The sequence below is a fragment of the Burkholderia sp. 567 genome, assembly GCF_040545115.1.
GTDB lineage: Bacteria > Pseudomonadota > Gammaproteobacteria > Burkholderiales > Burkholderiaceae > Burkholderia > Burkholderia ambifaria.
The window spans coordinates 344,040-368,192 of sequence record NZ_JBEPLG010000003.1 but is presented as its reverse complement, the minus strand read 5'-3'; the positions used below and the strand labels follow the sequence as shown (position 1 = coordinate 368,192).

Genomic DNA, 24,153 nt, shown 5'->3' with positions numbered 1-24,153 from the left:
CCATGTTGCACCGGCATCACCGTTTTATCGACCATCCCTACCATTCGTTCCAACGGCAATCGTGACGCGTGACCGGCGTCGCGCGGCCTTCTTCGCAGCGCCTGTCCGCCGCCGGCGGCAGGGCGCCACCCAAGGACGGATGGACATGAAAAATCGCCTTACCTTCAGCATTGCAGTCGGCATGATCCTCGGTGTCGTCGCCGGCTATGCGTGCCACACGCACATCGCGGATCCGGCCACGCTCAAAACCGTCGCCGGCTATTTCTCGATCGTCACCGACATCTTCCTGCGCCTGATCAAGATGATCATCGCGCCGCTGGTATTCGTCACGCTCGTGTCCGGCCTGGCCGGCATGGACAGCGGCGAGGACGTCGGCCGCATCGGCCTGCGCTCGATCGGATGGTTCGTCTGCGCGTCGCTGATTTCGTTGAGCCTCGGCCTCGTCATGGCCAATGCGCTGCAGCCGGGCGCCGGCCTGAACCTCGTGGCATCCGGCGGCGAGGTCGGCACCGGGCTGAATACCGCCGCGCTGAACGCGCGGGACGTGATCACGCATGCGTTCCCGACCAGCCTGCTCGACGCGATGGCGCGCAACGACATCCTGCAGATCCTGGTGTTCTCGGTCTTTCTCGGCATCGGGCTGAGCGCGCTGAAGCACGACAAGCGGGTTGGCGTCGTGATCCAGTCGATCGACGGCATGGTGCCGGTGATGCTGCGCCTGACGAACTACGTGATGCGCGCGGCGCCGCTCGGCGTATTCGGTGCGATCGCCGCGTCGGTCACGCTGCGCGGGCTCGACGTGATCTATACGTACGGCAAGCTGATCGGCGCGTTCTACCTCGGCTTGCTCGTCCTCTGGACGCTGCTGATCGGCGTCGGCTACGTGTTTCTCGGGCGGCGCGTCGGCAGCCTGCTGAAGGCCGTGCGCGAACCCGCGCTGATCGCCTTCTCGACCGCGAGCAGCGAGGCCGCCTATCCGCGCCTGACCGAGCAGCTCGAGCAGTTCGGCGTGGACAAGAAGGTGGTGGGCTTCACGCTGCCGCTCGGTTACGCGTTCAACCTGGACGGCTCGATGATGTATCAGGCGTTTGCCGCGATCTTCATCGCGCAGGCGTTCGGCGTGCACATGCCGGTGTCGGAGCAGGTGTTCATGTTGCTGGTGCTGATGTTGAGCAGCAAGGGGATGGCGAGCGTGCCGCGCGGCTCGGTGGTCGTGGTCGCGGCGGTCGCGCCGATGTTCCATCTGCCGGTGGCCGGCGTTGCGATGATTCTGGCGATCGACCAGATTCTCGACATGGGCCGCACGATGACGAACGTGATCGGCAACAGCGTGGCGACGGCGGTGATCGCGAAGTGGGAGAGCCGGCGCACGGCGAAGTCGCAAGCCGCCGCCGTATTCGATCAGCCGGAGAGCGCGTGATGCAAACGGATCGCGTGAATGCGCGGCGCAAGTTCGGCGTGGTCGGCGGCCTCGGGCCGCTGGGCAGTGCCGACGTGTTCTTCAAGATGGTGAAGGCGACGCCTGCGTCGTCCGACGACGAGCACGTCGACATGATTTTCGAGCAATACCCGTTCAAGGGCGCGGGGTCGGGCAGTGCTGCGACCATCGAACGCAAGCTGTATGTGTTCGACATGATCCGCGCGTTCGAGAAGCGTGGCGTGACGACGGTCGTGCTGCCGTGCTTCCTGAGCCACACGTTCATCGACGAGCTGAAGGCGAATACGCGCCTGCCGATCGTGGATATCGTCGAAGCGGTGCGCAGCCATGTACGGCGCAAGTTTCCCGACGCGACGCGCATCGGCGTGCTGGCGTCCGATTACGTGCGGGACAAGCGACTTTTCGAAGCGTATTTCCCGGCGCCGCAGTTCGACATCGTCCATCCGCGATCGCACCACGGGATCGACCTCGTGACCGAAGCGATCTACGGCCGCGACGGCATCAAGCGCGGCAATCTTCGTGGCCGTCCGGTCGAGCTGTTGCGCCGTGCGTGCGACGACCTTGTCGATCAGGGCGCACAGGTAATCGTCCCGGGGCTGACGGAGATCGCGCTGGTCGCCGATGAAATCGGCCCGCAGCGCGTGCCGCTCGTGGATTCGAACCTCGCGTATGCGCAGTACGCGGTGGCCGGGCAACCGGATTCACGCACGGCGACGTTCAAGATCGGCGTGGTCGGCGGCGTCGGTCCGGCGGCGACCGTCGATTTCCTGGACAAGATCGTGCGCAACACGCCGGCGTCGCGCGATCAGGACCATGTCAAGCTGCTGGTCGAACAGAATCCGCAGATTCCCGATCGAACCGAGAACCTGGTGGGCGCCGGCGCGGATCCGACGATTTCCCTGTACGCGACCTGCAAGAAACTCGAGGACGGCGATGCCGACGTCATCGCGATTCCGTGCAACACCGCGCATGCGTTCGTCGAGCGGATTCAGCCCTGGCTCGGCATTCCGATCGTCAACATGCTGAGCGTCACGGTCGCCCACCTGCGCGACACCTATCCGGCGCTGCGGGAGGTCGGTGTGCTGGCCACGTCCGGCACGATCGACAGCGGGGTCTACCGGAAGGCGCTGGAATCGCAGGGGCTGCGGCAAGTGGCGCCGGCGCCGGCGTTGCAGGCGCGCGTGATGGAAGCGATCTACGGCGCGCAGGGTGTCAAGGCCGGCTTCACGACCGGACGGTGCGAAGAGGATATCGGCGCGGCGATCGACGCGTTGATGGACGAAGGCGTGAGCGTGATCGTGCTCGGCTGCACCGAACTGCCGATCCTGCTGCCGGGCGACGAATATGTCGCGCGCAACGGGCGCCGCGCGACGCTCGTCGATCCGACCGACGTGCTTGCGCGCACGTGCATTGCGTATGCGATGGCGGGCGGCGGCTGAGTCGGCCCCTGATCCAGGCTGGCGTCGATGAGCGGAGTGATCCGGCCCGTTTTCGCCCCTTCGCGCCGCTCGTGGAAAACTGTATGAATATACAGTATAGTATCCGTCGAACTCGAGCGGCGCGGGCATGACCCGTGCGGCACGTGCGCCGCGTCTGCGGGCATCCGCCGCAGCGTTCCGGCACCATGATTCCGGCTAACTCATTCAGACGGGCAGGCAAATTGTCATCCAGCAATCTGATCCGCATTCGCGGAGCACGTCAGCACAATCTCAAGAACCTCGATCTCGATCTGCGCACCGGCGAAATGACGGTCGTCACCGGGCCGTCGGGCTCCGGCAAGTCGAGCCTCGTATTCGACACGCTGTACGCGGAAGGCCAGCGGCGCTACGTCGAGACCTTCAGCGCGTATGCGCGGCAGTTCCTCGACCGGATGGACCGCCCGCAGGTCGAGCGCGTCGATGGCGTGCCGCCCGCGATCGCGATCGATCAGACCAACCCGGTCCGCAGCTCGCGCTCGACGGTCGGCACGATGACCGAGCTCAACGATCACCTGAAGCTGCTGTACGCGCGCGCGGCCGAGCTGTTCGACCGCCAGACCGCGCGGCAGGTGCGGCATGACACGCCCGAGACGATCTACGCGGAACTCGTCGAGCGCACGCGCGCCGACGATCCGCGCGTCGTCGTCACGTTCCCGGTCGAGCTGCCGGAAAGCGCGTCCGAGGACGAAGTCGCGCAGTGGCTGTCCGCGAGCGGCTACACGCGCGTGCAGGCGCAGCGCGAAGTCGCGTCGCCCACTGGCCCGCGCAAGCTGCTCGACGTGGTGGCCGACCGCTTCCGCGTGCAGCAGGCCGACAAGGTGCGCGTAGTCGAGGCAATCGAGGCATCGCTGAAGCGCGGCGGCGGCCGCGTGAACGTCTACGTGCTGGCGCCGGAATCCGACACCGCGCTTGCCGCAACCGCCGAGCCGCAGGTATGGCGTTTCTCCACCGGGCTGCACGATCCCGACAGCGACCTGCGCTACGCGGAGCCGCAAGCCGCGCTGTTCTCGTTCAACTCGGCCTACGGCGCATGCGAAACCTGCCGCGGCTTCGGCCGCGTGATCGGCGTCGATCTCGGCCTCGTGATCCCCGACGCGCGCAAGACGCTGCGCGGTGGCGCGATCAAGCCGATGCAGACGCCCGCGTGGAAGGAATGCCAGGACGACCTGATGCGCTACGCGGCGAAAGCCGGCATCCCGCGCGACACGCCGTGGTCCGACCTGACGGACGCCCAGCGCGCATGGGTGATCGACGGCTCGCCGGACTGGAACGGCAAGTGGCAGAGCCAGTGGTACGGCGTCAAACGCTTCTTCGGCTATCTCGAGTCGAAGGCGTACAAGATGCATATCCGCGTGCTGCTGTCGAAGTACCGCAGCTACACGCCGTGCGACGTGTGCGGCGGCGCGCGCCTGAAAACTGAGTCGCTGCAATGGCGGCTCGGCTCGAAGGCGAACGCCGACGCGGTGCTCGCGCCCGCCAATCGGTTCCTGCCGCGCGGCGTCGACTGGACGCGCGCGCAGCTCGAGGCGCTGCCGGGCCTGACGGTGCACGACCTGATGCTGCTGCCGATCGAGCGCATCCGCCGCTTCTTCGACGACGTGAGCCTGCCGAGCGCGCTGCTCGACGACGCGCTGAAGCTGCTGCTCGCCGAAGTGCGCACGCGCCTGAAATACCTGTGCGACGTGGGCCTCGGCTACCTGACGCTCGACCGGCAGAGCCGCACGCTGTCCGGCGGCGAGGTCCAGCGGATCAACCTGACCACGGCGCTCGGCACGTCGCTCACGAAAACGCTGTTCGTGCTCGACGAACCGAGCATCGGCCTGCATCCGCGCGACCTCACGCGCATCGTCGAGGCGATGCAGCGGCTGCGCGACGCGGGCAATACGCTGGTCGTCGTCGAGCACGATCCGTCGGTGATGCTCGCTGCCGACCGGCTGATCGACATGGGCCCGGGGCCCGGCGAGCGCGGCGGCACGATCGTCTACGACGGCACGCCGGGCGACATCCGTTCCGCGCACACGCTGACGGGAGAGTATCTCGGCGGCCGCAAGCACGTCGCGCACGCGTCGAACTGGGCGCGCCGTCCGGTGGACGCGAACACGCCGCGCATCGTGCTCGCAGGCGCGACCGAGCACAACCTGCGCGACGTGACGGTCGAGATTCCGCTGCAGCGGCTCGTGTGCGTGACGGGCGTATCGGGTTCCGGCAAGTCGACGCTGCTGCAGGACGTGCTCTATCCGGCGATGGCGCGCCACCACGGCAAGGCGACCGAGTCGCCGGGCGCGTTCCGCGAGTTGACGGGCGCCGACCAGGTCGGCGACGTCGTGTTCGTCGATCAGTCGCCGATCGGCAAGACCACGCGGTCGAACCCGGCCAGCTATGTCGGCGCGTTCGACGAGATCCGCAAGCTGTTCGCGAAGGCGCCGCTCGCGCTGCAACGCGGCTACGGCGCCGGCACGTTCAGCTTCAACTCGGGCGACGGCCGTTGCCCGACGTGCGGCGGCTCGGGCTTCGAGCACATCGAGATGCAGTTCCTGAGCGACGTCTACCTGCGTTGTCCGGACTGTGACGGCAGCCGCTACCGCGCCGAGATTCTCGAAGTGCGCATCGAGCGCGACGGCCGTGCGCTGAACATCGCCGACGTGCTCGACCTGACCGTCAGCGAGGCAACCGCGTTCTTCGCGACCGACGCCGAGGTGCTGCGCGTGCTGCAGCCGATCGTCGACGTCGGTCTCGAATACGTGAAACTCGGCCAGCCGGTGCCGACGTTGTCCGGCGGCGAGGCGCAGCGGCTGAAGCTGGCCGGCTTCCTCGCCGAATCGGCGGCGGCGGCCGGCGGGCGCCGCGTCGCCAGCGAGGAGGCGCGCGTCGCGCGGGCGAAGCTGTTCATGTTCGACGAGCCGACCACCGGGCTGCACTTCGACGACATCGCGAAGCTGATGCAGGCGTTCGGCAAGCTGCTCGCGGCCGGCCATTCGCTGATCGTGATCGAGCACAATCTCGACGTGATCCGCGCGGCCGACTGGCTGATCGATCTCGGCCCGGAAGGCGGCGACGGCGGCGGCCGCGTGCTGTGCGCGGGTACGCCCGACGACGTGAAGGCCTGCGCGGAATCGCATACCGGCGTCGCGCTGCTGCAGTACGACCGCGCGATGGACGGCGAAACGGCGCTGGCCGACGAAGGCGTGCCGCTGCAGGCCGTGCTGAACGCCGCACGCGAGCGGCGCGCGATCGAGGGCGAGGACGTCGTGCGGATCGTCAATGCGCGCGAGCACAACCTGAAGGCGCTCGACGTCGATATCCCGCACGGCAAGTTCAACGTGATCACCGGCGTGTCGGGTTCCGGCAAGTCGACGCTCGCGTTCGACATCCTGTTCCACGAAGGCCAGCGCCGCTACCTCGAATCGCTGAACGCGTATGCGCGCTCGATCGTGCAGCCGGCGGGGCGGCCGGAAGTCGACGCGGTGTACGGCATTCCGCCGACGGTCGCGATCGAGCAGCGCCTGTCGCGCGGCGGGCGCAAGAGCACGGTCGCGACCACGTCCGAAGTCTGGCACTTCCTGCGGCTGCTGTATGTGAAGCTCGGCCTCCAGCATTGCATCCACGACGGCACGCCGGTCACGTCGCAAACGGTCGAGTCGATCGCCGCGCAGCTGCTGCGCGACCATCGCGGCGAGCACGTCGGGCTGCTCGCGCCGCTCGTCGTCAACCGCAAGGGCGTGTATACCGATCTCGCGAAGTGGGCGAAGGCGCGCGGCAGCACGCATCTGCGCGTGGACGGCGAGTTCGTGCCGGTCGATCCGTGGCCGAAGCTCGACCGCTTCCGCGAGCACACGATCGAGCTGCCGGTGGCCGACATCGTCGTGTCGCCGGACGACGAAGCCGGATTGCGGCGGGTGCTCGACGAGACGCTCGAACTCGGCAAGGGCGTGATGCACCTGCTCGCGCCGCTCGACGGGCTGCACCACGCGATGCAGAACGATCATTCGACCGCGCGCGTCGGCGAGGTCAAGGTGCTGTCGGTCAAGCGCGCGTGCCCGGTGTGCGGCACCAGCTATCCGGAACTCGATCCGCGGATGTTCTCGTACAACAGCAAGCATGGGTGGTGCACGACCTGCGTCGGCACGGGCGTCACACTCACGCGCGAACAGCGCGCGGCGTACGACGACACCGTGCGCGCCGGGGACGATCGCGGCCGCGAGCAGACGCTGCCGTCGGACGAGCAGGAACCGGAAGGCGTCGGCAACGAGCCGTGCCCGGATTGCAGCGGCACGCGCCTGAACCCGTCCGCGCGCGCGGTCACGTTCGACGCGCATCCGATCGTCGAGGTCGCGCAGTGGACGGTGTCCGATACGCGCCGCTGGATCGACGCGCTGGAACTGACCGGCCGCGACGCGCAGATCGCGCGCGACATCGTCAGCGAGATCGGCAGCCGCCTCGCGTTTCTCGAGGAGGTCGGGCTCGGCTACCTGAGCCTCGATCGCGCGGCGCCGAGCCTGTCGGGCGGCGAAGCCCAGCGCATCCGGCTCGCCGCGCAGCTCGGCAGCAACCTGCAGGGCGTGTGCTACGTGCTCGACGAGCCGACGATCGGCCTGCATCCGCGCGACAACCGGATCCTGCTGGACGCGCTGCGCAAGCTCGGCGACAAGGGCAACACGCTCGTCGTCGTCGAGCATGACGAGGACACGATTCGCCGCGCCGATCACATCATCGACGTCGGCCCGGGCGCCGGCAAGCGCGGCGGCACGCTGGTCGCCGAGGGCGCGGTGGCCGATCTGGCCGCACAGCCGGATTCGGTGACGGGGCGCCTGCTCGCGCAGCCGATGACGCACCCCCTGCAACCGCGTCGCGCGGTGAGCCTGGCGGGCAAGAAGGGCGCACCGGCGGTGCCGGAGGCCTGGCTGACCGTGCACGGCGCGACGCTGCACAACCTGCGCGACGTCACCGTCGGCATTCCGCTCGCGCGGCTCGTCGCGGTGACGGGCGTGAGCGGCTCGGGCAAGTCGACGCTCGCGCGCGACGTGCTGATGACGAACCTGCTCGACGCGGTCGGCCGCTCGGTGCTGTCGTCGCCGGCCACGCGGCGCGCGCGCAAGGCCGCGCAGCAGGACGCGCCGGCCGCCAACCGCCGCTCGAGCGTGCTCGCGCGCAGCGCACCGCGGCCGTCGCTGAACGTCACGCATGCGTGGCAGGGTTGCGCGTCGCTGAGCGGCTGGGAGCGGATCGACCGCGTGCTCGAGGTCGACCAGACGCCGATCGGCAAGACGCCGCGCTCGTGTCCGGCCACCTATATCGGCGTGTGGGACACGATCCGCAAGCTGTTTGCCGATACGCTGGAAGCGCGTGCGCGCGGCTATACGGCGTCGCGTTTCTCGTTCAACACCGGCGACGGGCGCTGCCCGGCCTGCGAAGGGCAGGGCGTGCGCACGATCGGGATGAGCTTCCTGCCCGACGTGAAGGTGCCGTGCGACGTGTGCCACGGGCAGCGCTTCAATCCGGAGACGCTCGCGGTTACGTGGCGCGGCCGGAACATCGGCGACGTGCTGACGATGGAGATCGACGAAGCAGTGGAGTTCTTCGCACCGATTTCAAACATCGCGCATCCGCTGCAGCTGATGAAGGACGTCGGCCTTGGCTACCTGACGCTCGGCCAGCCGTCGCCAACCTTGTCCGGCGGCGAGGCGCAGCGCATCAAGCTCGTCACCGAGCTCACGAAGGTGCGCGACGACATCACGCGACGCGGCCAGAAGGCGCCGCACACGCTGTACGTGCTCGACGAGCCGACGGTCGGCCTGCACATGGCCGACGTCGCGAAGCTGATCCGCGTCCTGCACCGGCTGGTCGACGGCGGGCATAGCGTCGTCGTGATCGAGCACGATCTCGACGTGATCGCGGAAGCCGACTGGATCATCGATCTCGGTCCGGAAGGCGGCGTGGGCGGCGGCACGATCGTCGCGGCGGCGCCGCCGGAAGGGCTCGTGCAGGTGAGCGCGAGCCACACGGGGCAGGCGTTGAAGCCGGTGCTGGCGCGAACGGCAGCGGATGGCGGTGAAGCGGAGCGGCAGGACGAAGCGCGGGTCGGTTGAACGCGGTGTTTGCGGTGAGCGGCCCCGGTGTCTGGAAAGACACCGGGGCCGTTGTCATTTTGTCATGCGAGCCGCCGCGCTCAATCACTCTTGACGCCGATCGCGTCGATGATGGTCTGCAGTTGCTGGCTCATCGGCAGGTTCAGACTCACGCCCGACGGAAGCGGGCGCAGGAACCAGCGCTTGTACTGACGCGTGATCTCGCCGTCGACGGCCAGCTCCTCGAACGTGCTCTTCACGACCTGCGCGAGCTGCGGATCGTCCTTGCGGAACATGATGCCGTACGGGTCGTATGACAGGTAATCGCCCACCACGTCGTACTGGCCGCCCTTGCCCGCATTCTCGGCGATCAGGCCGTACAGCAGCACGTCGTCCGTGGCGAACGCATCGGCGCGGCCGTTCGCGACGAGCGCGAAGCCCTGCGCATGATCCGGCACCACCTGCAACTGGATCCCGAGCTTGAACCGCCCGTCCAGGTCGCGCAGCGCCTTCTCGTTGGTCGTGCCGGCCGTCACCGCGACCTTCTTGCCCGCGAGATCGCGGAACGAGCGGATCGGCGAGCCTCGCTTCACCATCACCTTCGTGCCGGCCACGAAGATGATCGGCGAGAACGCCACACGCTGCTGGCGCTCCAGGTTGCTCGTCGTCGAGCCGCACTCCAGATCGACGTTGCCGCTGACCACCGCGTCGATGCGGTTGTCGGACGTGACCGGCACCCAGCGGATCGTCAGGCTCTTGTTGACCGCATCCTCGATCGACGACACGAGCGCCTTGCAGAGCTCGATCGAATAGCCGATCGGCTGGTTGCGCGCATTCAGGTACGAGAACGGTATCGACGCGTCGCGATAGCCGAGCGCGATCGTGCCGCTGCTGCGCACCTTCGCGAGCGTGCCAGTCAGTTGGGCGGGCGCGAGCGGCTCGACGCGCGGCGGCGGTGCGGGCGCATCGTCCGCGCGCGCGGTTGCGCCCGCGGCAAGCAGGCTTGCGAGCGCGAGCGCGCGCCAGAATCGCTGCATCTTCATCGCCGGGCCTCCGTCAGACATCCGCCGGATGCGCGATCGTGCCTTCCTGCTCCGCCTCGATGCGCGCCAGGTTGGCCTCGGCTTCCGCTTCCGACATGAGCTGGCCTTCCCACTTCGCGACCACGGCGCTCGCGATCGAGTTGCCCACCGCGTTGGTGGCCGAGCGGCCCATGTCGAGGAACGTGTCGACGCCGAGGATCAGCAGCAGCCCGGCCTCCGGCAGCCCGAACTGGTGCAGCGTGGCCGCGATCACGACGAGCGATGCGCGCGGCACGCCGGCCATCCCCTTCGACGTGAGCATCAGCACCAGCAGCATCGTGATCTGCGTGCCGAGCGACAGGTGCACGTTGTACGCCTGCGCGATGAACAGCGACGCGAACGTGCAGTACATCATTGAGCCGTCGAGGTTGAACGAATAGCCCATCGGCATCACGAAGCTCGAGATCTTGCGTCGCACGCCGAACCGGTCGAGCGCATCGAGGATCTTCGGGTACGCGGCTTCGGAGCTGGCGGTCGCGAACGACAGCATGAACGCTTCCTTGATCAGCGCCAGCAGCTTGAACACGCGTCGCCCGAGGAACGCCATCCCCGCACAGACGAGCAGCGCCCACAGCAGGAACAGGCTGAGGTAGAAGTCGCCCATGAAGACCGCGAACTTCAGCAACACCGACAGCCCGTTGACCGCGACGGTCGCGGCCATCGCGGCCAGCACCGCGAGCGGCGCGAGCTTCATCACGTAGCCGGTAATCTTGAGCATCACGTGCGACAGCTGGTCGATCGCGGCGACGAGGATCTTGCCGCGCTCGCCGAGCGCGGCGAGCGCCACGCCGAAGAACATCGAGAACACGACGATCTGCAGGATCTCGTTGTTGCTCATCGCCTCGGCGAACGACTTCGGCACCATGTGGCCGACGAAATCCTTCAGCGTGAACTTGGAGGTCGCGAGGTTCGCCGAGGCGCCGATGTCCGGCAGCGGCAGGCCGAGGTTGTCGCCGGGGCGCAGCAGGTTCGCCATGAACAGGCCGAGCAGCAGCGAAATCAGCGACGCGGTGACGAACCAGCCGAACGCCTTCACGAACACGCGCCCGACCGATGCCGCGTCGCCCATGTGCGCGATGCCGACGACCAGTGTGGAGAATACGAGCGGCCCGATCACCATCTTGATCAGGCGCAGGAACACGTCGGACACGAGCGAGATGTAACCGGCGATTTCGGTGGTGGCTTTCTTGTCGGGAAAGCTCGTGTAGATCATGTAGCCGATCACGATGCCCGCCACCATCGCGACCAGGATCCAGACGGCTGCAGCATTCTTTTTCTGCATCGTGAGCCTCCCATGCACCGGTTCGGCAACCGGGGATGGAAGGACAATACAGGACACAAAAGGCGATGAACAGTGCAACCGGGGTCGGGGTTTGCGCTAGCGCCGGGTCGCGACGGATTGCCCGGCGGGGATTGCGTCGGTAGCGCCTCGATGCTCGGCGGCGGCGCAACCGGGGCTCTATTTGTGCGACGCAGCACTGCGCCTGTTCGACCGCGCGACAGTCTCCGTTGGCGCTTGCCGGAGCCTTCCTATGAAGTCGCAGGTCAGGCGGGCATGCGTCGCGTGAAGCCCCGCATGTTCATCGTCGGCGATGCGCTCGGGCATGAACGCATCGCGTCGAGCCTGTATTCGGGCCGGATGTTGAAATCGTTTCCGCTCGGCGGCGCGGTGCGGTGCGGATCTCGCCGCTCTGTTCTCATGCGTCATGCGCTGGACGATATCCAGCGATTCCAGGCGATTACAGTGACGCTGGCGGCGAACGGCCCGGCGCTTCCGGGCCGTGTCGCATCCGGCGCCGGAAAACGGCCGTGCAATAGGTTCGGGCTATGACCGGCAGAGCGAATCGATAGTTGTGGCCGTCCGAGATTGCGCGTGTAATGGCTCGCGGTACCGGATGACGCTAGTGACCCGATGGAGGAGCAGCGCGTGAAGATCATAGTAGCGAGGAAACGGGTAGCCGATTGCAACGTGAAGGTCCGCGTGAAGTCGGACAACACAGCCGTCGACATCGCGAACGTGAAGATGTTGGTGAACCCGTCCGACGAAATCGCGGTCGGCATCTCGGATGCGATCCAGCATCTGGCCGGCATGAAGGATTCGAAGGTCATCGTCGCGATCAACAAGGATTCCGAAGCACCGATCTTCAGCGTGGCCGACGACGGCTTGGTCGGCGATCCGTTCGAGCGGGTGCCGGAGGCGATCGATGCCGCCTAATGCCGCGATGCGCGCGAGCATTGGACGCTCGGCGCCTGCCCAGTCATACCTGTTCGTGCCGGGCAACAAGCCCGAGCGGTTCGACAAGGCGCTCGCAAGCGGCGCCGACGCGGTCGTCATCGATCTCGAAGATGCTGTCGAACCGGACGCGAAGGTGGCGGCGCGCGACGCGATCGCGCAGTGGCTTTCGCCCGAGCATCCGGTGCTCGTGCGGATCAATGCGCGTCACACGCCGTGGTTCGAGGCCGACGCCGCGCTTGGCGCGTTGAAGGGCGTGGCGGGTATCGTGCTGCCGAAGGCCGCGCGTGCGGACGATGTGTGCGCGGCCGTCGCGCTTGCGCGCCGGCGTGTGCCCATCTATCCGTTGATCGAAAGCGCGCACGGCATGTGGAACGCGCTCGACGTCGCGAAAGCGCCGTACGTCGAGCGGCTGATGTTCGGCACACTCGATTTCATCGCGGACATGGGCATGTTGGACGATGGCGTTTCGCTCAATCACTTTCGGTCGCAACTGACATTGATCTCGCGGGTGGCCGGTATCGAGTCGCCGGTCGACGGCGTGACGCCGGACATTCACGATGGGGAGCGGATCACGCGTGACGCGCTCAACGGGAAGCAACTGGGATTCGGCGCGAAGCTGTGCATTCATCCGAAACAGATCGCATTCGTGCACCAGTGCTATCGGCCGAGCGAGGACGAGGTGCGCTGGGCGCGGCAGGTGCTCGATGCGATGCGCGAGTCGAATGGCGGCGTGGTGACGATCGACGGGAAGATGGTCGATCGGCCCGTGTTGCTGCGTGCGATGCGGATCGACGAGCTGGCGTCATCCGCCAGCGCGGCAGCGGAGGGGGCGGCCCGCGCATGATCCGACGCGGAGGCCGACGCCACCCGGACGAAGGGCGCGGTCGCGCATGACGCACGTAACGTGCTCATTGCGGCTCCACGGGAGCAGGGGCGTTCATCAGCTCGACGACCCAGTCGATGAACGCACGCAGCTTGGCGCTGACGTGGCGGTTCGGCGGATACGCGATGTATAGCGGCATCGGATCGAGTTGCCAGTCGTCGAACAGCGTGACGAGTTCGCCGCGTTCCAGATGCGCTTTCGCCATATAGTGCGGCAGCCACATGATGCCGAGGCCGGCCACGCCGGCCGCGAGATAGGCATTGCCGTCATCCACGGCGAGCGCGTAACGGCCTTGCACCGCGATGGTCTCGCCGTGGCGATGCATGACGAGCGGATAGAGTTTGCCTGCGCGTCCCCACGAGAACCCCACGATCCGGTGATGCGAGTTTTCGAGTTCAGCGGGATGCGAAGGCGTGCCTGCGAGCGCGAGATAGCCGGGCGACGCAACGATGCCGAGCGACAGGTCCGCCACGCGCCGGGCGACCATCGACTGATCGTTCGGCTCGCCGCCGCGCACGACGCAATCCACGTTCTCGCCGATGATGTCGACGGTGCGGTCGCTCACGCCCATGTCGAGCTGAATGTCCGGATAGCGGGCGAGGAAGGCCGGCAGCGCGGGGATCAGGATCAGCCGCGCGAACGGACTCGGCACGTCCACGCGCAGCCGGCCTCGTGGCACCGCCGATGCGCTCGACAGGCTCGTTTCGGCGTCGTCCATGTCGGCAAGCAGCCGGGTCGCGCGCTCGTAGTACGCGATGCCGTCCGGCGTGACGTTGATCTTGCGCGTCGTCCGGTTCAGCAGCCGGACCCGCAAGCGCGCCTCGAGCTGCTGGACCAGCTGCGTGACCGTGGTCTTGCTCATATGCAGCGTCTCGGCGGCCTTCGTGAAGCTGCCCGCCTCGACGACCCGGACGAAAGCGCGCATCGCATCGAAGCGATCCATGAGTGTGTGCCTCGCATTTGAATTGTTTGCATTTTACAAACGGTCATGGACAGGGATGGTCGTTTATCGCGTGGGTGTCGGTCGGTACAGTGTGCCGATCGAAACCAGTGATCCATGGAGGTGAAGGTGGGTAACCGCGATGTGGTGTTTGCGCCGGGACGTCGGGCGCTGTACGAGCGCAACCGATACTCGCCGGCCGTACGGGCTGGCGGGTTGCTGTTCGTCTCCGGTCAGGTCGGCAGTCGCGAGGACGGCACGCCCGAGCCGGACTTGCAGGAACAGGTGCGGCTCGCTTTTCGAAACCTGAATGCGATCCTGCACGCGGCCGGCTGCACGTTCGACGATGTGGTCGACGTCACCGTGTTCATGGTCGATCCGCAATCGACGTTCGAGCGCGTCTGGCAGGTCGTGCCGGAGTTCTGGGGCGACGCGCCGCATCCGGCGCTCACCGCGGTCGGCGTGACCTGGCTTTACGGCTTCGACTTCGAGATCAAGGTGGTGGCGAAGCTTCCGGTCGCCGAATGACGCGATTCGAGGGTTCCCTGTAAAATTGGCCTCTTCTGCGTTTTCGGTAACCGCTCGTCATGCATCGAATCGGATTCTTCGTTTGCCGTGGCTACGATGCGCTTGATCTTGGCGGGCCACTGGCGGCCTTCAATCAGGTGGCCACGGCCGCGGGCCATACGCCGTACGATCTTCATGTCATCTCGCAAGCCGGCGGCCCGGTGCACGGCAATACGGGCCTGTCGATCGACACGAAGCCCGCCGCAAGGCGCACGTTCGACACCGTCGTGTTCGTGGGCGGCGATATCGATCCGATGCAGACATCGGAGAATATCGCCGCCGCCAGAAAATTGGCGGCCAGGGCATCGCGGGTCGCGAGTGTCTGTACGGGCGCATTTCTGCTCGCGGAAACGGGCTTGCTGGATGGCTTGAGAGCCGCGACGCACTGGCGATACGCCGCGCTATTGCAGGCGCGCTTTCCGCGCACCCGGGTCGACGGCGACAGCATCTACGTGGTGGACGGGCACGTGTGGACGTCGGCGGGCATCGCTTCCGGCATAGACCTGGCGCTCGGCATGATTGAAAGAGACATGAGCGCGGAGACGGCGCGCGCTGTCTCGAGGCTGTTGGTCGTTCCGTATCGTCGACCGGGAGGGCAGTCACAATTCTCGGCCATGTCGCAGATGGAGCCGGAATCGGATCGCATCCGCATCGCGCTGAATTTTGCCAGGGAGCATCTGGCTGAAGCGTTGCCCGTCGAACGGCTTGCCGATGCCGCGAGATTGAGTGTGCGACAGTTCGGCCGCGCCTTTCGCCGGGAAACCGGAGAAACACCGGCCAAGGCAGTCGAGCGTTTGCGCGTCGAAGCCGCGAGGCTGCGCCTGCAGAGCGGCAGCGAACCGATCGAACAGATCGCGTTGGCGGTCGGGTTCACCGATCCGGAGCGGATGCGACGGGCCTTCATCAAACTGCACGGGCATCCGCCGCAAGCGATTCGACGCGAGAGCAGATCGAACGGCGCGCGCTGATCGACCGACGGCGGATCGGCGCGCTGCGTGGTCAACGCCCGTCGAACGGGCGATTTCGCCGGCCGCTCAATGGTCGGCGGTTTTGACCGGAGGGTAGTCGTTCCACATGTCGCGATGCAGCTTCCACTCGCCGGCCTGCTTCACAAACACGAGGATCTGCTTGCCGCGGATCTTGAGCTTTCCATCGTGGTCGCGCACGTCCGCATCCGACACCTCCGTCACCATCCAGTCGTCACCGTAGAACTCGTAATGGCTGAACGATACGGTGCCCGGTTTCGTTCCGGCATAGCCCTTGGTCAAGTACTCGGCGATCGCGCGGCCCCCGGTGACTTTGTCGCCACCGGGCGGCAAGAGTGTGCCGTCGTCGGTGTAGAGGCGGCCTATCGCCTCGTAGTCTCCGCGCGCAAAAGCATTCGCCCATCGGGCGTTTTCGGCCTTGATGGCCGCTTCGGGCGGACGTTGCGTGCCACCGGCTGTGGCCGGCGCCGTGAATGCGAAAAAGGAGACGCAGGCTGCAAGAGCAGCGGTACAAAGACGGATCTGTTGCATCGTGTGATTCCCGAACGGGCTTGAATTGAAAAGGCGGCGCCAAATGGGCCGGTGGAGCGGGCAGGTGGCCGCGGCCTTCATCGAGGCCGGCCGCGGGCTGCACCTGTTGCAGACAAGCGTTTCAGCGAACGCCGGGGATGCGTGCGAGCCCCCTCGATGCGCCGGGCAGCTTCTTGTCGACCATCGCGATGACTTCCGGCCGCGCGTCCCGAGGATGACCGGAGTGGAACGGCGGCGCGGGGTCGTATTCGATCGCGAGCTGCGTGAATTCGGCGGCCTGTCGACCGCGCAGCTTCGCCGCCACGCGAAGGGCGAAGTCGATGCCCGCCGTCACGCCGCCGCCGCTCATGAACCGGCCGTTGTCGTCTTCGACGAAGCGCTCGGGAACGGGAATCGCGCCATATTCGGACAGCTTGTTCACGAAGGCCCAATGGCACGCGCTTCGCTTGCCGTTGAGCACGCCGGTTGCCGCGAGCACGAGCGATCCGTTGCATACCGACGTAACGTGCTTGGCGCTCTCCGCCAGACGCCGGATCTGCGCCTGATACGCCGGTCGCATCGGCGCCGTCAGATCGGACCCGCCGGGGACGAGGATCACGTCGGTCTGCTCGATATCGGCCAGTCGTTCGGTGTTGCCATACACGACGCCAAATTCGAGCGTTACGTTGCCGCCGTCGAGGCTTGCGTAGCGAACGTTCGTATTGGGTAGCCGGTGGAAAATCTCGCTGGGGCCGGCGAAGTCGAGCAGCGTACCGCCGTCGTAATTGACGATCAGAATGTTGAGCGGGGCATTCGGGGGAAGTAACCCCTCGCTGCGTGTCTGTGCGCCAACCGGTGTGGCATGCGCGAGCAACGCGCCGCCGCCCAGGACGGCGCCGAGCGTGGCGGCGCTTCCAAGCTTGAGCACATCGCGGCGCGAGCGACCTGCTCGGGTGAGTGGCTTTACGAAAGCATTGTTATCGCTACTGTCGGTCAAGATGAGTTCTCCTTGCACTTCGGCCGCTCGGCGCGTGCCACCGGGCTGGGCCGGATTGAATCAACGCCACGACGAACCGCGTGGCGGACATGAACCGCAGGCTCAGAGCTGCGACGCACCGCCATCGACGACCAGTTCGGTGCCGACGACGTAGGCGGATTCGTCGCTGGCAAGATAGAGCGCCGCGTAGGCAATGTCCTCGGCCTTGCCCATGTGGCCCAGTGGAATAGCCGCGGCGAACTCGGCCCGACGGTCGCGAACCCATTCGTCGGACATGCCCCACTTGGTGATCAGGGGCGTGTTCATCACGCCGGGCGCGATCGCGTTGAAGCGGATTTTCCGGTCGAGAAACTCGTAGGACCAGCTGCGGGCGAGCGATCGCACGGCGGCCTTCGCAGCGGCGGTCAACGAGATGCCGTGCTTGCCGGTCTGCGCAACGAATGATGTGTTGAGGATCACTGATGAACCTTCACGCAAGTACGGAAGCGCCGCTTGAAGCGTGAACACCACACCCTTGACGTTGACGTCCATGATCTCGTCATAGAGTTTGTCGTCGATGTCGTCGACCGCGGACGGGAAAGCCCAGCCGGCGTTGGCGAACACGACATCCAGCCCGCCGAATTGCGCGTTTACGTCGGCTGCAATCGCGCGCATGTCCTGGATCGAACGCACGTCGCCCTTCAGGACCAGCGCATGCTCGCCAAGCTCGGCCTTCACGCGCTCGAATACGGAATCGTCGCGGCCGGTAACCGCTACTCGCGCGCCTTCCGCAATGAACAGCTTCGCGGTCGCAAGACCGATGCCGCTGGTTCCGCCCGTGATCAACGCGGACTTGTTCTTGAGCCTCATCTTCCATTCCTTTCCATGTCGTGATTGATCCGGGCGAACGCTCGAAACGCAATCGCGTTCGTGCCTTTCCCGGCGTGATCTTTCGATGTGAAGTATGGAATGTGAGGCGAATGGCGCAAAGGTCGTATAACCCTCAAAAAGCGCCATGCAAAGCCGCACGTCGGCCGGAAGCACGAGTCGCCCCGCGCGGCCGTGACAGGCCGACGGTACCTGCCAATCTCGACAGGTTGTTCCGCCGTACCGCGCGCGCGATGATTTGCGTGCTCATTGCGAGCCTGCCCCGCTTGCGTTCCGTGCAATCAAGCCCCATTCCGATCCGCTGCGGCGCAACAGGGGTGATCGGCTGGTTCGCAATGACGACCTTCCGCAGCGCGACGACGAGGCGAACCATGACATCCAGCAGACTCGAGCAAATGCAGGCCAATCTCACGTTGGCCTATGTTCTGAACAACGCAGCAGTCGACGGAGTCGGGAGGGAACTCAAGCATCCGACTGCGTCGCAGGTCAAAAAGATCATCGTGGATCGCCTGAACCGATCCAAGATGACGCGGAACGATCGGTTCGAAATTGCGTGGGGGCCGGCGATCGTATTGGATCCGAATGGCGAAGCTGCCAATGTGACCGTCGTCTTGCAATTGGCCGGTAGCGGCGAATATACAGTGGTGACGAGCGGCACCAATTTCACGTCCCCGCTTGATGTTCTGAGCGATTTTTCCTATGACACCCTCGAGCCATTCAGCGCGTATGTGCCGAACTGTCCGTCGGACGCACGCATATCGGCGGGCACGAACGGAGCGCTGTACCACGTACTGAAGACGCCCGATGAAAGTCATCAGACGCTCGTCCAATTCCTGAGCACCGTGCCACCGTCATCGATAGTCAACGTTGTCGGGCACAGCCTCGGAGGCGCGTTGGCGTCCGCGATCGTGTTGTACCTGAAGAATCAGACTGGCTTGCAGTCTCTGACGTACCACTGCCAGACGTTTGCCGCGCCGACAGCAGGCAACAAGGTGTTCGCCGACTATTTCGACGAGCAGATGCGAGGCAATGCGGTACGCATATTCACGACGCGGGATATCGTGCCAATGGCATGGAATGCGGACAGCCTCCAGAAGGTGAAACACGTCTACAGCGACGTTCCCCCTCATGACACCCCTGACAACGTGCAAATTGCTGTCGATATGGTCAGCATTGCGACAAATTCGCTGAAGTACACCCAATGGGGAACGTCTGAACCATCAGGGCCCGTGGCGACGGCGATGGAGTACCCGCTGAAGGCGGACGTCAATAAAGCCATTCTGGATTTTCAGGCGCAGGTTGGCTTTCAGCATATCGACGGATACATTGCCTGCCTGGGTATGGCCCGCAGCGACATTGATCTCCCCCCGCTGCCACAGGTCAACCCCAAGGTCGGTAAAACGCCCGTGTGAAGCAGTACGAAGCAAAACCCATAAGAACACTGGCACGCAGTGTGAAAACCCGCTTCGGCGGGTTTTTTCATGCTTGATTTCTGCCGGGGCCGCAATGGCTTGGGTCGCCGCCGTCGATATGTCGTGGGATCGACGCTTGGCAAAGATCAAGCGCACGTTGCGGTTTTGCATTGTTCACTCTGGAAGTAACAGAACGTTCAATCGTCCGTCATTTATCACCCGGTTGCGACTCAGTAGAGTGCTTTCCCATGTCGTCGGCCGGCGACAACCCGAATGAAAGGAAGCCAGGCATGACGCAACACACTTTGTCGCCCGGGGCTCCACAAACGGCACGCCGTTATGGCGCAGGCGTCGCAACGATGGCCGCACGGTTCGGCGCCGGGCGCGCTCGAATCCGCTGAAATCCAGGTGTGCGGTGCGTGCCGGACCGGACACCGCCGCATTCTTTCCAGCCGATCCACAAGGAAACGCTCATGCAATACAAGCAACTGGGCCGCACGGGCCTGTATGTCTCCGAGCTGTGTCTCGGCACGATGACGCTGGGCGGCAATGCCGATGCCGGCATGTGGGCGGCGATCGGCGCAGTGGGCCAGGACGACGCGACCCGATTGATCGCCCGCGCGCTGGCCGCCGGAATCAACTTCATCGATACCGCCGATATTTACTCCTTTGGCCACGCCGAACGCCTCGTCGGACAAGCGCTCCGGGACCTCGGCGTCCCGCGCGGCGAGATCGTGCTAGCGACCAAGACGGCCGGCGTGATGGGCCCGAAGCCCAACGATCAGGGCGCGTCGCGCGGCCACATCATGGATTCGGTGCAGCGAAGCCTGGAACGGCTGCAGGTCGACCATATCGACCTTTACCAGATCCACGCGAACGATTCCGTCACGCCGATCGAAGAGACGCTGCGGGCGCTCGACGATCTGACGCGCCAGGGGCTGGTGCGCTATGTCGGTGTCTCGAACTGGCGCGCAGGCAAGATCGGCAAGGCGCTCGGACTCAGCGAAGCGCTCCGCGCGACGCGCTTCGAGACGCTCCAGGCCTACTATTCGATCGCCGGGCGTGACGTCGAGCGCGAACTCGTGCCGCTCGCGATCGAGGAGCGGATGGGGCTGCTCGTCTGGTCGCCGCTCGCCGGCGGTTTGCTGTCGGGGAAGTTTGGTCCGGGGGCGCCAACAGAAGAAGGTGCGCGGCGCAGCCATTTCGATTTCCCGCCGGTCGATCTTGACCGGGCGTGGTCGTGCGTCGCAGCGATGCGCTCTATCGCCGACGCGCGAGATGTGTCGGTCGCTCGGATCGCGCTCGCATGGTTACTCGCCAAGCCGCATGTCACGAGCGTCATCATCGGTGCCAAGCGGGTCGAACAGCTCGAAGACAATCTCGGCGCGGTCGATGTCGTCCTGACCGACGACGAGCTGGCGCGTCTCGACGCCGTGAGTGCTTTGCCTCCGTGTTACCCGGGCTGGATGATCGATCGTCAGGAGTCGGGCAGGCGGCCGAAGCCGTTCTCGCGCGTCGTGTCGAACTAGGATCGGCGACGCCCCGGTCCATCCGTTCGCGTTAAAGCGACGCGCCACCACACATGACGATCTGCTGTCCCGTGATCGCGCTCGCATCCGTGCTCAACAGGAAGCCGGTCAGCGCGCCAACCGCTAGAATTGCGGTTTTAGCCCGGAACACGTCCATGTCTTTTGCCTCGCTCGGCCTGATCGATCCCTTGCTGCGTAATCTGCAGGACCTCAATTACCAGACACCTACGCCGGTGCAGGTCAAGGCGATTCCCGCGGTGCTCGGCGGCAAGGACGTGATGGCCGGCGCGCAGACCGGCACGGGCAAGACCGCGGGTTTCGCGCTGCCGCTGTTGCAGCGGCTCGTGCAGCAGGGCCCGGCGGTGTCCAGCAACCGCGCGCGGGTTCTGGTGCTGGTGCCGACGCGTGAGCTGGCCGAGCAGGTGCTGCAAAGCTTCGTCGCTTACGGCAAGGGCCTCGACTTGCGATTTCTGGCCGCCTACGGCGGCGTGAGCATCAACCCGCAGATGATGAAGTTGCGCAAAGGCGTCGACGTGCTCGTTGCGACGCCGGGCCGTCTGCTGGATCTCAACCGCCAGAATGCGGTGCAGTTCGATCAGGTCGAAACGCTGGTGCTGGACGAGGCCGACCGCATGCTCGATCTGGGCTTCGCGCGCGAGCTCAATGCCGTCTTTGCCGCGCTGCCCGTTCAGCGCCAGACCCTGCTGTTCTCCGCGACGTTTACCGACGATATCCGCGCGATGGCGGCGAGCATTCTGCGCAGCCCGGTCAATATCAGCGTCAGCCCGCCGAATGTCACGGCGAGCAAGATCAAGCAGTGGGTGGTGACGGTCGACAAGCGCAACAAGCCGGACCTCTTCATGCACCTGGTGGCCGAGAACAACTGGGATCACGCGCTGGTGTTCGTCAAGACGCGCAATGGCGTGGAGTATCTGGCGGCCATGCTGGACGAGGCCGGCTACGCGGTCGACACGATCCACGGCGACAAACCGCAACCGGCGCGGCTGCGTGCGCTCGAGCGCTTCAAGACGGGCGAAGTGCAGATGCTGGTCGCCACCGATGTGGCGGCGCGCGGGCTGGATATCGATGACTTGCCGCTCGTGATCAACGTCGATCTGCCGATCGTCGCGCAGGATTATGTGCACCGGATCGGGCGTACCGGGCGCGCGGGCGCGAGCGGCGTGGCGGTGTCTCTCGTGTGTGCGGATGAAGCCCCGCAACTGGCCGCGATCGAGGCGCTGATCGGGCAGACGCTGCGCCGCGAAGAAGAGCCGGGGTTTGAAGCGGAACATCGCGTGCCGGAAACCAGCTCGACCGGGCAGATCATCAAGAAGCCAAAAAAGCCGAAGAAGCCCAAAGTGCCGCAAGGTGGGGCGGCGGCCATGCCGGTGGCCGGGAAAAAGCCGCGGCCGCAAGGCGGTGAGGGCAAGCGCAAGGGTGGCGGAGCCGCGGGCAAGGGCGCAAGCGTGTTGAACGGTAGCCCGTTCAGCGTGCAGAAACCGCGCGGCAAAGGCAAACCCGCTGGCAAGGCGGGTGTGGGCGCGCGCAAGCCGGCTGGGAAGCCTGCGGGAGGTCGCGGTAAACACTAACGCTGATTCGTTGGGTGGCTGACGCCGGCCATAGAAAGGACGGGCGATTTGAGGTCCGCGGGCGGGTGGCGCGGCTTTGCCGCACATCGGGTCGGCAGGCAAGGGCGCACTGAATCCGGCATCGCTTACAACTTGGCGGCCGAACGGACGTTTAAACCGTGCAAGTCAAGACCTAATTTCTCAGTCAGCGTCAGATCGGGTCTGAGATTGCTCGGCCGTCACTTCATCAAGGGCCGTCATCGACCCGGGGCGGACCTTGACGTCTTGGCAAAGCGGATTGAACCGTTGAATTAGCGGGATCGTCACTTGGGTGTAAATCTGCGTGGGCGAGATACATCATGGGGGCGTCAAAAGCCTCGTGGCTGTCTGGGTTTCCAGCCCGTCATCGGTGGCGACGTCACCAGGAAAACGTCATGTGGAGGGCTCTCCGATCGAATGAACTCGGCTGCCCTTTGATTGTTTCGTTCCGCACCATCAAGGTCAATGGGCGGCTCAGCACCATCCCAAATGCAGTCCAACCTCGCTTCGAATCCGGGAAAATGCCATATGCCACCTTCGATTCGAGCGACAACCAAGCCGTGTTGGGCCGCCCGCTCACAAACTGCAACTGCCGCGTCGGTAGAAAGCTTCATCACAATGCTTCCATCGAGGGAGAAAAAATCGTCCGCCGAATCGTAGACGCGAGAACGATCGATGTTCATTGGGCTCACTCCAATTTAATCCAGCTGTCAGGAATCCATTTCGGATCGTTCTTCTCGATTGCCGATGACGCCATTGACCGCTATGCGCAGCGGTTAGCCGACTGATGCGATTGACGAAGCCGCCTTATCTGACAAGGCCGCTAACGGCAAGCTACCCGCTCAACCTACGCTCGCTCATCATTGCCCGACGGCTTGTCTCTGACGTACGGGGCGGCGAAGTCAGCATCGAAAGTGCCCCTCCACGACCGCACACGCATCGAGGTGGTGTAGTAATACTCATAGTTTGCGCGTGGGATCTTGTCCGTCGGAACTGCGACGCTCGAAAAAACCCCATCTCGTATGGTTTGGTCCCCCGTGCAAAGGTATGAGACCACGGCAAGTTGTTCGTCGAGCATCTTCCGGATGAACTCAACTGCACCAGCAGCCTCGTCAGCATTACCTAGAACGGAGAAAAAATGCCGATGGGTTGTTGCGTAGAAAACCGTCACCTCGCCGTTGTATAAGGACGAAACCTCTAAGGGGCCACCTTTCGATGCTGCGAGCGCCGGCACCCGAACATTGAAGTAGTTCTCACCAGCGTCGGCGACAATAGATAGATGGCTCCTCCAGTTCGGGAAGACTGAGAGAAGGTCTTCCGCCATTTGGCGAGAGAAGGGCTCAAGCAATTCGATCATGATGACTCCCCGCCGCAGCTTGCGTATAGAGTAGCGCGATCGCGGGCAATCCTATGTCACAAGTCGATCGACCTCTGCCGGGGGCCGTTATCGAATGCGGATTCAACCCGCGTCGATGAAACACTCCGTGCTGCTATGCAGCCTCAAGTGTGTTGCATCGACGGGTTGAATCCGCAACCCGAAGCGGTCCATCAATTCG

Annotated in this window: 19 protein-coding genes and 1 pseudogene; 11 read left to right on the top strand and 9 right to left on the bottom strand. The window is 65.1% G+C overall.

Annotated elements, in window-relative coordinates; translation table 11 throughout:
• Nucleotides 1-145: 145 nt before the first annotated feature.
• The 3 genes from ABIC50_RS12115 (at nucleotide 146) to uvrA (ending at nucleotide 9,002) form a co-directional block, all read left to right on the top strand.
• Nucleotides 146-1,420, top strand: coding sequence for a dicarboxylate/amino acid:cation symporter (locus tag ABIC50_RS12115; RefSeq protein WP_354164035.1), 1,275 nt, complete (start codon nucleotides 146-148; stop codon nucleotides 1,418-1,420).
• Entirely contained in the window at nucleotides 1,420-2,877 is a 1,458-nt protein-coding gene (gene cuyB, locus ABIC50_RS12110; RefSeq protein WP_354164034.1) for a cysteate racemase, read from the top strand. Before ABIC50_RS12115 ends, cuyB begins: the two co-directional genes overlap by 1 nt.
• A 221-nt stretch (nucleotides 2,878-3,098) precedes the next feature.
• Nucleotides 3,099-9,002, top strand: coding sequence for an excinuclease ABC subunit UvrA (gene uvrA / locus ABIC50_RS12105; RefSeq protein ID WP_354164032.1), 5,904 nt, complete (start codon nucleotides 3,099-3,101; stop codon nucleotides 9,000-9,002).
• An 80-nt stretch (nucleotides 9,003-9,082) separates the two neighbouring features.
• On the opposite strand, the gene ABIC50_RS12100 is transcribed toward uvrA, so the two are convergent.
• Both ABIC50_RS12100 and ABIC50_RS12095 read right to left on the bottom strand, forming a co-directional pair.
• Nucleotides 9,083-10,024 carry an amino acid ABC transporter substrate-binding protein gene (locus tag ABIC50_RS12100; protein ID WP_354164030.1) on the bottom strand — a complete coding sequence of 314 codons (942 nt, stop codon included), beginning with the start codon at nucleotides 10,022-10,024 and terminating at the stop codon, nucleotides 9,083-9,085.
• A 13-nt stretch (nucleotides 10,025-10,037) separates the two neighbouring features.
• Nucleotides 10,038-11,345: a dicarboxylate/amino acid:cation symporter gene (locus ABIC50_RS12095; RefSeq protein WP_105832175.1), complete on the bottom strand. Its 1,308-nt coding sequence runs from the start codon at nucleotides 11,343-11,345 to the stop codon at nucleotides 10,038-10,040.
• A gap of 294 nt (nucleotides 11,346-11,639) precedes the next feature.
• On the opposite strand from ABIC50_RS12095, the gene ABIC50_RS12090 reads away from it, so the two are divergent.
• From ABIC50_RS12090 to ABIC50_RS12080, 3 genes and pseudogenes are all read left to right on the top strand, one after another.
• Nucleotides 11,640-11,894 carry a hypothetical protein gene (locus ABIC50_RS12090; RefSeq protein WP_354164028.1) on the top strand — a complete coding sequence of 85 codons (255 nt, stop codon included), beginning with the start codon at nucleotides 11,640-11,642 and terminating at the stop codon, nucleotides 11,892-11,894.
• 204 nt (nucleotides 11,895-12,098) lie between these two features.
• Nucleotides 12,099-12,278, top strand: a pseudogene (locus ABIC50_RS12085) (electron transfer flavoprotein subunit alpha/FixB family protein); the annotation flags it as partial.
• The gene (locus ABIC50_RS12080) at nucleotides 12,268-13,143 is read left to right on the top strand and encodes an HpcH/HpaI aldolase/citrate lyase family protein (protein WP_354164026.1); all 876 of its coding nucleotides are present in this window, start codon (nucleotides 12,268-12,270) and stop codon (nucleotides 13,141-13,143) included. The pseudogene ABIC50_RS12085 and the gene ABIC50_RS12080, both read left to right, overlap by 11 nt.
• A gap of 64 nt (nucleotides 13,144-13,207) precedes the next feature.
• On the opposite strand, the gene ABIC50_RS12075 is transcribed toward ABIC50_RS12080, so the two are convergent.
• Nucleotides 13,208-14,125, bottom strand: coding sequence for a LysR family transcriptional regulator (locus ABIC50_RS12075; protein ID WP_354164025.1), 918 nt, complete (start codon nucleotides 14,123-14,125; stop codon nucleotides 13,208-13,210).
• A gap of 126 nt (nucleotides 14,126-14,251) precedes the next feature.
• Here ABIC50_RS12075 and ABIC50_RS12070 point away from each other — a divergent pair, with 126 nt between their 5' ends.
• Both ABIC50_RS12070 and ABIC50_RS12065 read left to right on the top strand, forming a co-directional pair.
• Nucleotides 14,252-14,650 (top strand): RidA family protein, encoded by a 399-nt coding sequence (locus ABIC50_RS12070; protein ID WP_354164023.1) that lies wholly within the window; start codon nucleotides 14,252-14,254, stop codon nucleotides 14,648-14,650.
• Nucleotides 14,651-14,709: 59 nt separating this feature from the next.
• Nucleotides 14,710-15,657: a GlxA family transcriptional regulator gene (locus tag ABIC50_RS12065; protein WP_354164021.1), complete on the top strand. Its 948-nt coding sequence runs from the start codon at nucleotides 14,710-14,712 to the stop codon at nucleotides 15,655-15,657.
• Between the two features lie 66 nt (nucleotides 15,658-15,723).
• Here the strand turns inward: ABIC50_RS12065 and ABIC50_RS12060 are convergent, their stop codons facing one another.
• The 3 genes from ABIC50_RS12060 to ABIC50_RS12050 all read right to left on the bottom strand — a co-directional run bounded on the left by ABIC50_RS12060 (nucleotide 15,724) and on the right by ABIC50_RS12050 (nucleotide 18,031).
• Entirely contained in the window at nucleotides 15,724-16,206 is a 483-nt protein-coding gene (locus ABIC50_RS12060; RefSeq protein WP_354164019.1) for a YybH family protein, read from the bottom strand.
• A 121-nt stretch (nucleotides 16,207-16,327) separates the two neighbouring features.
• Complete coding sequence (locus tag ABIC50_RS12055) at nucleotides 16,328-17,182, bottom strand: DJ-1/PfpI family protein (RefSeq protein WP_354164017.1); 855 nt, start codon at nucleotides 17,180-17,182, stop codon at nucleotides 16,328-16,330.
• 102 nt (nucleotides 17,183-17,284) lie between these two features.
• Nucleotides 17,285-18,031, bottom strand: a complete 747-nt coding sequence (locus tag ABIC50_RS12050; RefSeq protein ID WP_354164015.1) for an SDR family oxidoreductase — start codon at nucleotides 18,029-18,031, stop codon at nucleotides 17,285-17,287.
• 389 nt (nucleotides 18,032-18,420) lie between these two features.
• Here ABIC50_RS12050 and ABIC50_RS12045 point away from each other — a divergent pair, with 389 nt between their 5' ends.
• Nucleotides 18,421-19,461 carry a lipase family protein gene (locus ABIC50_RS12045; protein ID WP_354164013.1) on the top strand — a complete coding sequence of 347 codons (1,041 nt, stop codon included), beginning with the start codon at nucleotides 18,421-18,423 and terminating at the stop codon, nucleotides 19,459-19,461.
• Between the two features lie 473 nt (nucleotides 19,462-19,934).
• Nucleotides 19,935-20,990: an aldo/keto reductase gene (locus tag ABIC50_RS12040; protein WP_354164011.1), complete on the top strand. Its 1,056-nt coding sequence runs from the start codon at nucleotides 19,935-19,937 to the stop codon at nucleotides 20,988-20,990.
• A gap of 31 nt (nucleotides 20,991-21,021) precedes the next feature.
• Here ABIC50_RS12040 and ABIC50_RS12035 read toward each other — a convergent pair whose 3' ends face one another.
• The gene (locus ABIC50_RS12035) at nucleotides 21,022-21,147 is read right to left on the bottom strand and encodes a hypothetical protein (protein ID WP_268040288.1); all 126 of its coding nucleotides are present in this window, start codon (nucleotides 21,145-21,147) and stop codon (nucleotides 21,022-21,024) included.
• On the opposite strand from ABIC50_RS12035, the gene ABIC50_RS12030 reads away from it, so the two are divergent.
• Nucleotides 21,146-22,579, top strand: a complete 1,434-nt coding sequence (locus ABIC50_RS12030; protein WP_354164009.1) for a DEAD/DEAH box helicase — start codon at nucleotides 21,146-21,148, stop codon at nucleotides 22,577-22,579. The genes ABIC50_RS12035 and ABIC50_RS12030 overlap by 2 nt on opposite strands.
• 347 nt (nucleotides 22,580-22,926) lie before the next feature.
• Here the strand turns inward: ABIC50_RS12030 and ABIC50_RS12025 are convergent, their stop codons facing one another.
• Both ABIC50_RS12025 and ABIC50_RS12020 read right to left on the bottom strand, forming a co-directional pair.
• Nucleotides 22,927-23,211 (bottom strand): colicin immunity protein, encoded by a 285-nt coding sequence (locus tag ABIC50_RS12025; RefSeq protein WP_244097235.1) that lies wholly within the window; start codon nucleotides 23,209-23,211, stop codon nucleotides 22,927-22,929.
• A 233-nt stretch (nucleotides 23,212-23,444) separates the two neighbouring features.
• A complete protein-coding gene (locus tag ABIC50_RS12020; RefSeq protein WP_175703448.1) occupies nucleotides 23,445-23,954 on the bottom strand; it encodes a hypothetical protein in 510 nt (169 codons plus the stop codon).
• Between the last annotated feature and the right edge of the window lie 199 nt (nucleotides 23,955-24,153).

What these genes read in the sequence shown, in the direction of transcription:
- ABIC50_RS12060 (WP_354164019.1), bottom strand. Translation starts at nt 16,206, where the DNA reads ATGCAACAGATCCGTCTTTGTACCGCTGCTCTTGCAGCCTGCGTCTCC.
- ABIC50_RS12100 (WP_354164030.1), bottom strand. Translation starts at nt 10,024, where the DNA reads ATGAAGATGCAGCGATTCTGGCGCGCGCTCGCGCTCGCAAGCCTGCTT.
- ABIC50_RS12035 (WP_268040288.1), bottom strand. Translation starts at nt 21,147, where the DNA reads ATGGACGTGTTCCGGGCTAAAACCGCAATTCTAGCGGTTGGCGCGCTG.
- ABIC50_RS12040 (WP_354164011.1), top strand. Translation starts at nt 19,935, where the DNA reads ATGCAATACAAGCAACTGGGCCGCACGGGCCTGTATGTCTCCGAGCTG.
- ABIC50_RS12025 (WP_244097235.1), bottom strand. Translation starts at nt 23,211, where the DNA reads ATGAAGCTTTCTACCGACGCGGCAGTTGCAGTTTGTGAGCGGGCGGCC.
- cuyB (WP_354164034.1), top strand. Translation starts at nt 1,420, where the DNA reads ATGCAAACGGATCGCGTGAATGCGCGGCGCAAGTTCGGCGTGGTCGGC.
- ABIC50_RS12075 (WP_354164025.1), bottom strand. Translation starts at nt 14,125, where the DNA reads ATGGATCGCTTCGATGCGATGCGCGCTTTCGTCCGGGTCGTCGAGGCG.
- ABIC50_RS12050 (WP_354164015.1), bottom strand. Translation starts at nt 18,031, where the DNA reads ATGAGGCTCAAGAACAAGTCCGCGTTGATCACGGGCGGAACCAGCGGC.
- ABIC50_RS12030 (WP_354164009.1), top strand. Translation starts at nt 21,146, where the DNA reads ATGTCTTTTGCCTCGCTCGGCCTGATCGATCCCTTGCTGCGTAATCTG.
- ABIC50_RS12090 (WP_354164028.1), top strand. Translation starts at nt 11,640, where the DNA reads ATGTTCATCGTCGGCGATGCGCTCGGGCATGAACGCATCGCGTCGAGC.
- ABIC50_RS12080 (WP_354164026.1), top strand. Translation starts at nt 12,268, where the DNA reads ATGCCGCCTAATGCCGCGATGCGCGCGAGCATTGGACGCTCGGCGCCT.
- ABIC50_RS12115 (WP_354164035.1), top strand. Translation starts at nt 146, where the DNA reads ATGAAAAATCGCCTTACCTTCAGCATTGCAGTCGGCATGATCCTCGGT.
- ABIC50_RS12095 (WP_105832175.1), bottom strand. Translation starts at nt 11,345, where the DNA reads ATGCAGAAAAAGAATGCTGCAGCCGTCTGGATCCTGGTCGCGATGGTG.
- ABIC50_RS12045 (WP_354164013.1), top strand. Translation starts at nt 18,421, where the DNA reads ATGACATCCAGCAGACTCGAGCAAATGCAGGCCAATCTCACGTTGGCC.
- ABIC50_RS12065 (WP_354164021.1), top strand. Translation starts at nt 14,710, where the DNA reads ATGCATCGAATCGGATTCTTCGTTTGCCGTGGCTACGATGCGCTTGAT.
- ABIC50_RS12020 (WP_175703448.1), bottom strand. Translation starts at nt 23,954, where the DNA reads ATGATCGAATTGCTTGAGCCCTTCTCTCGCCAAATGGCGGAAGACCTT.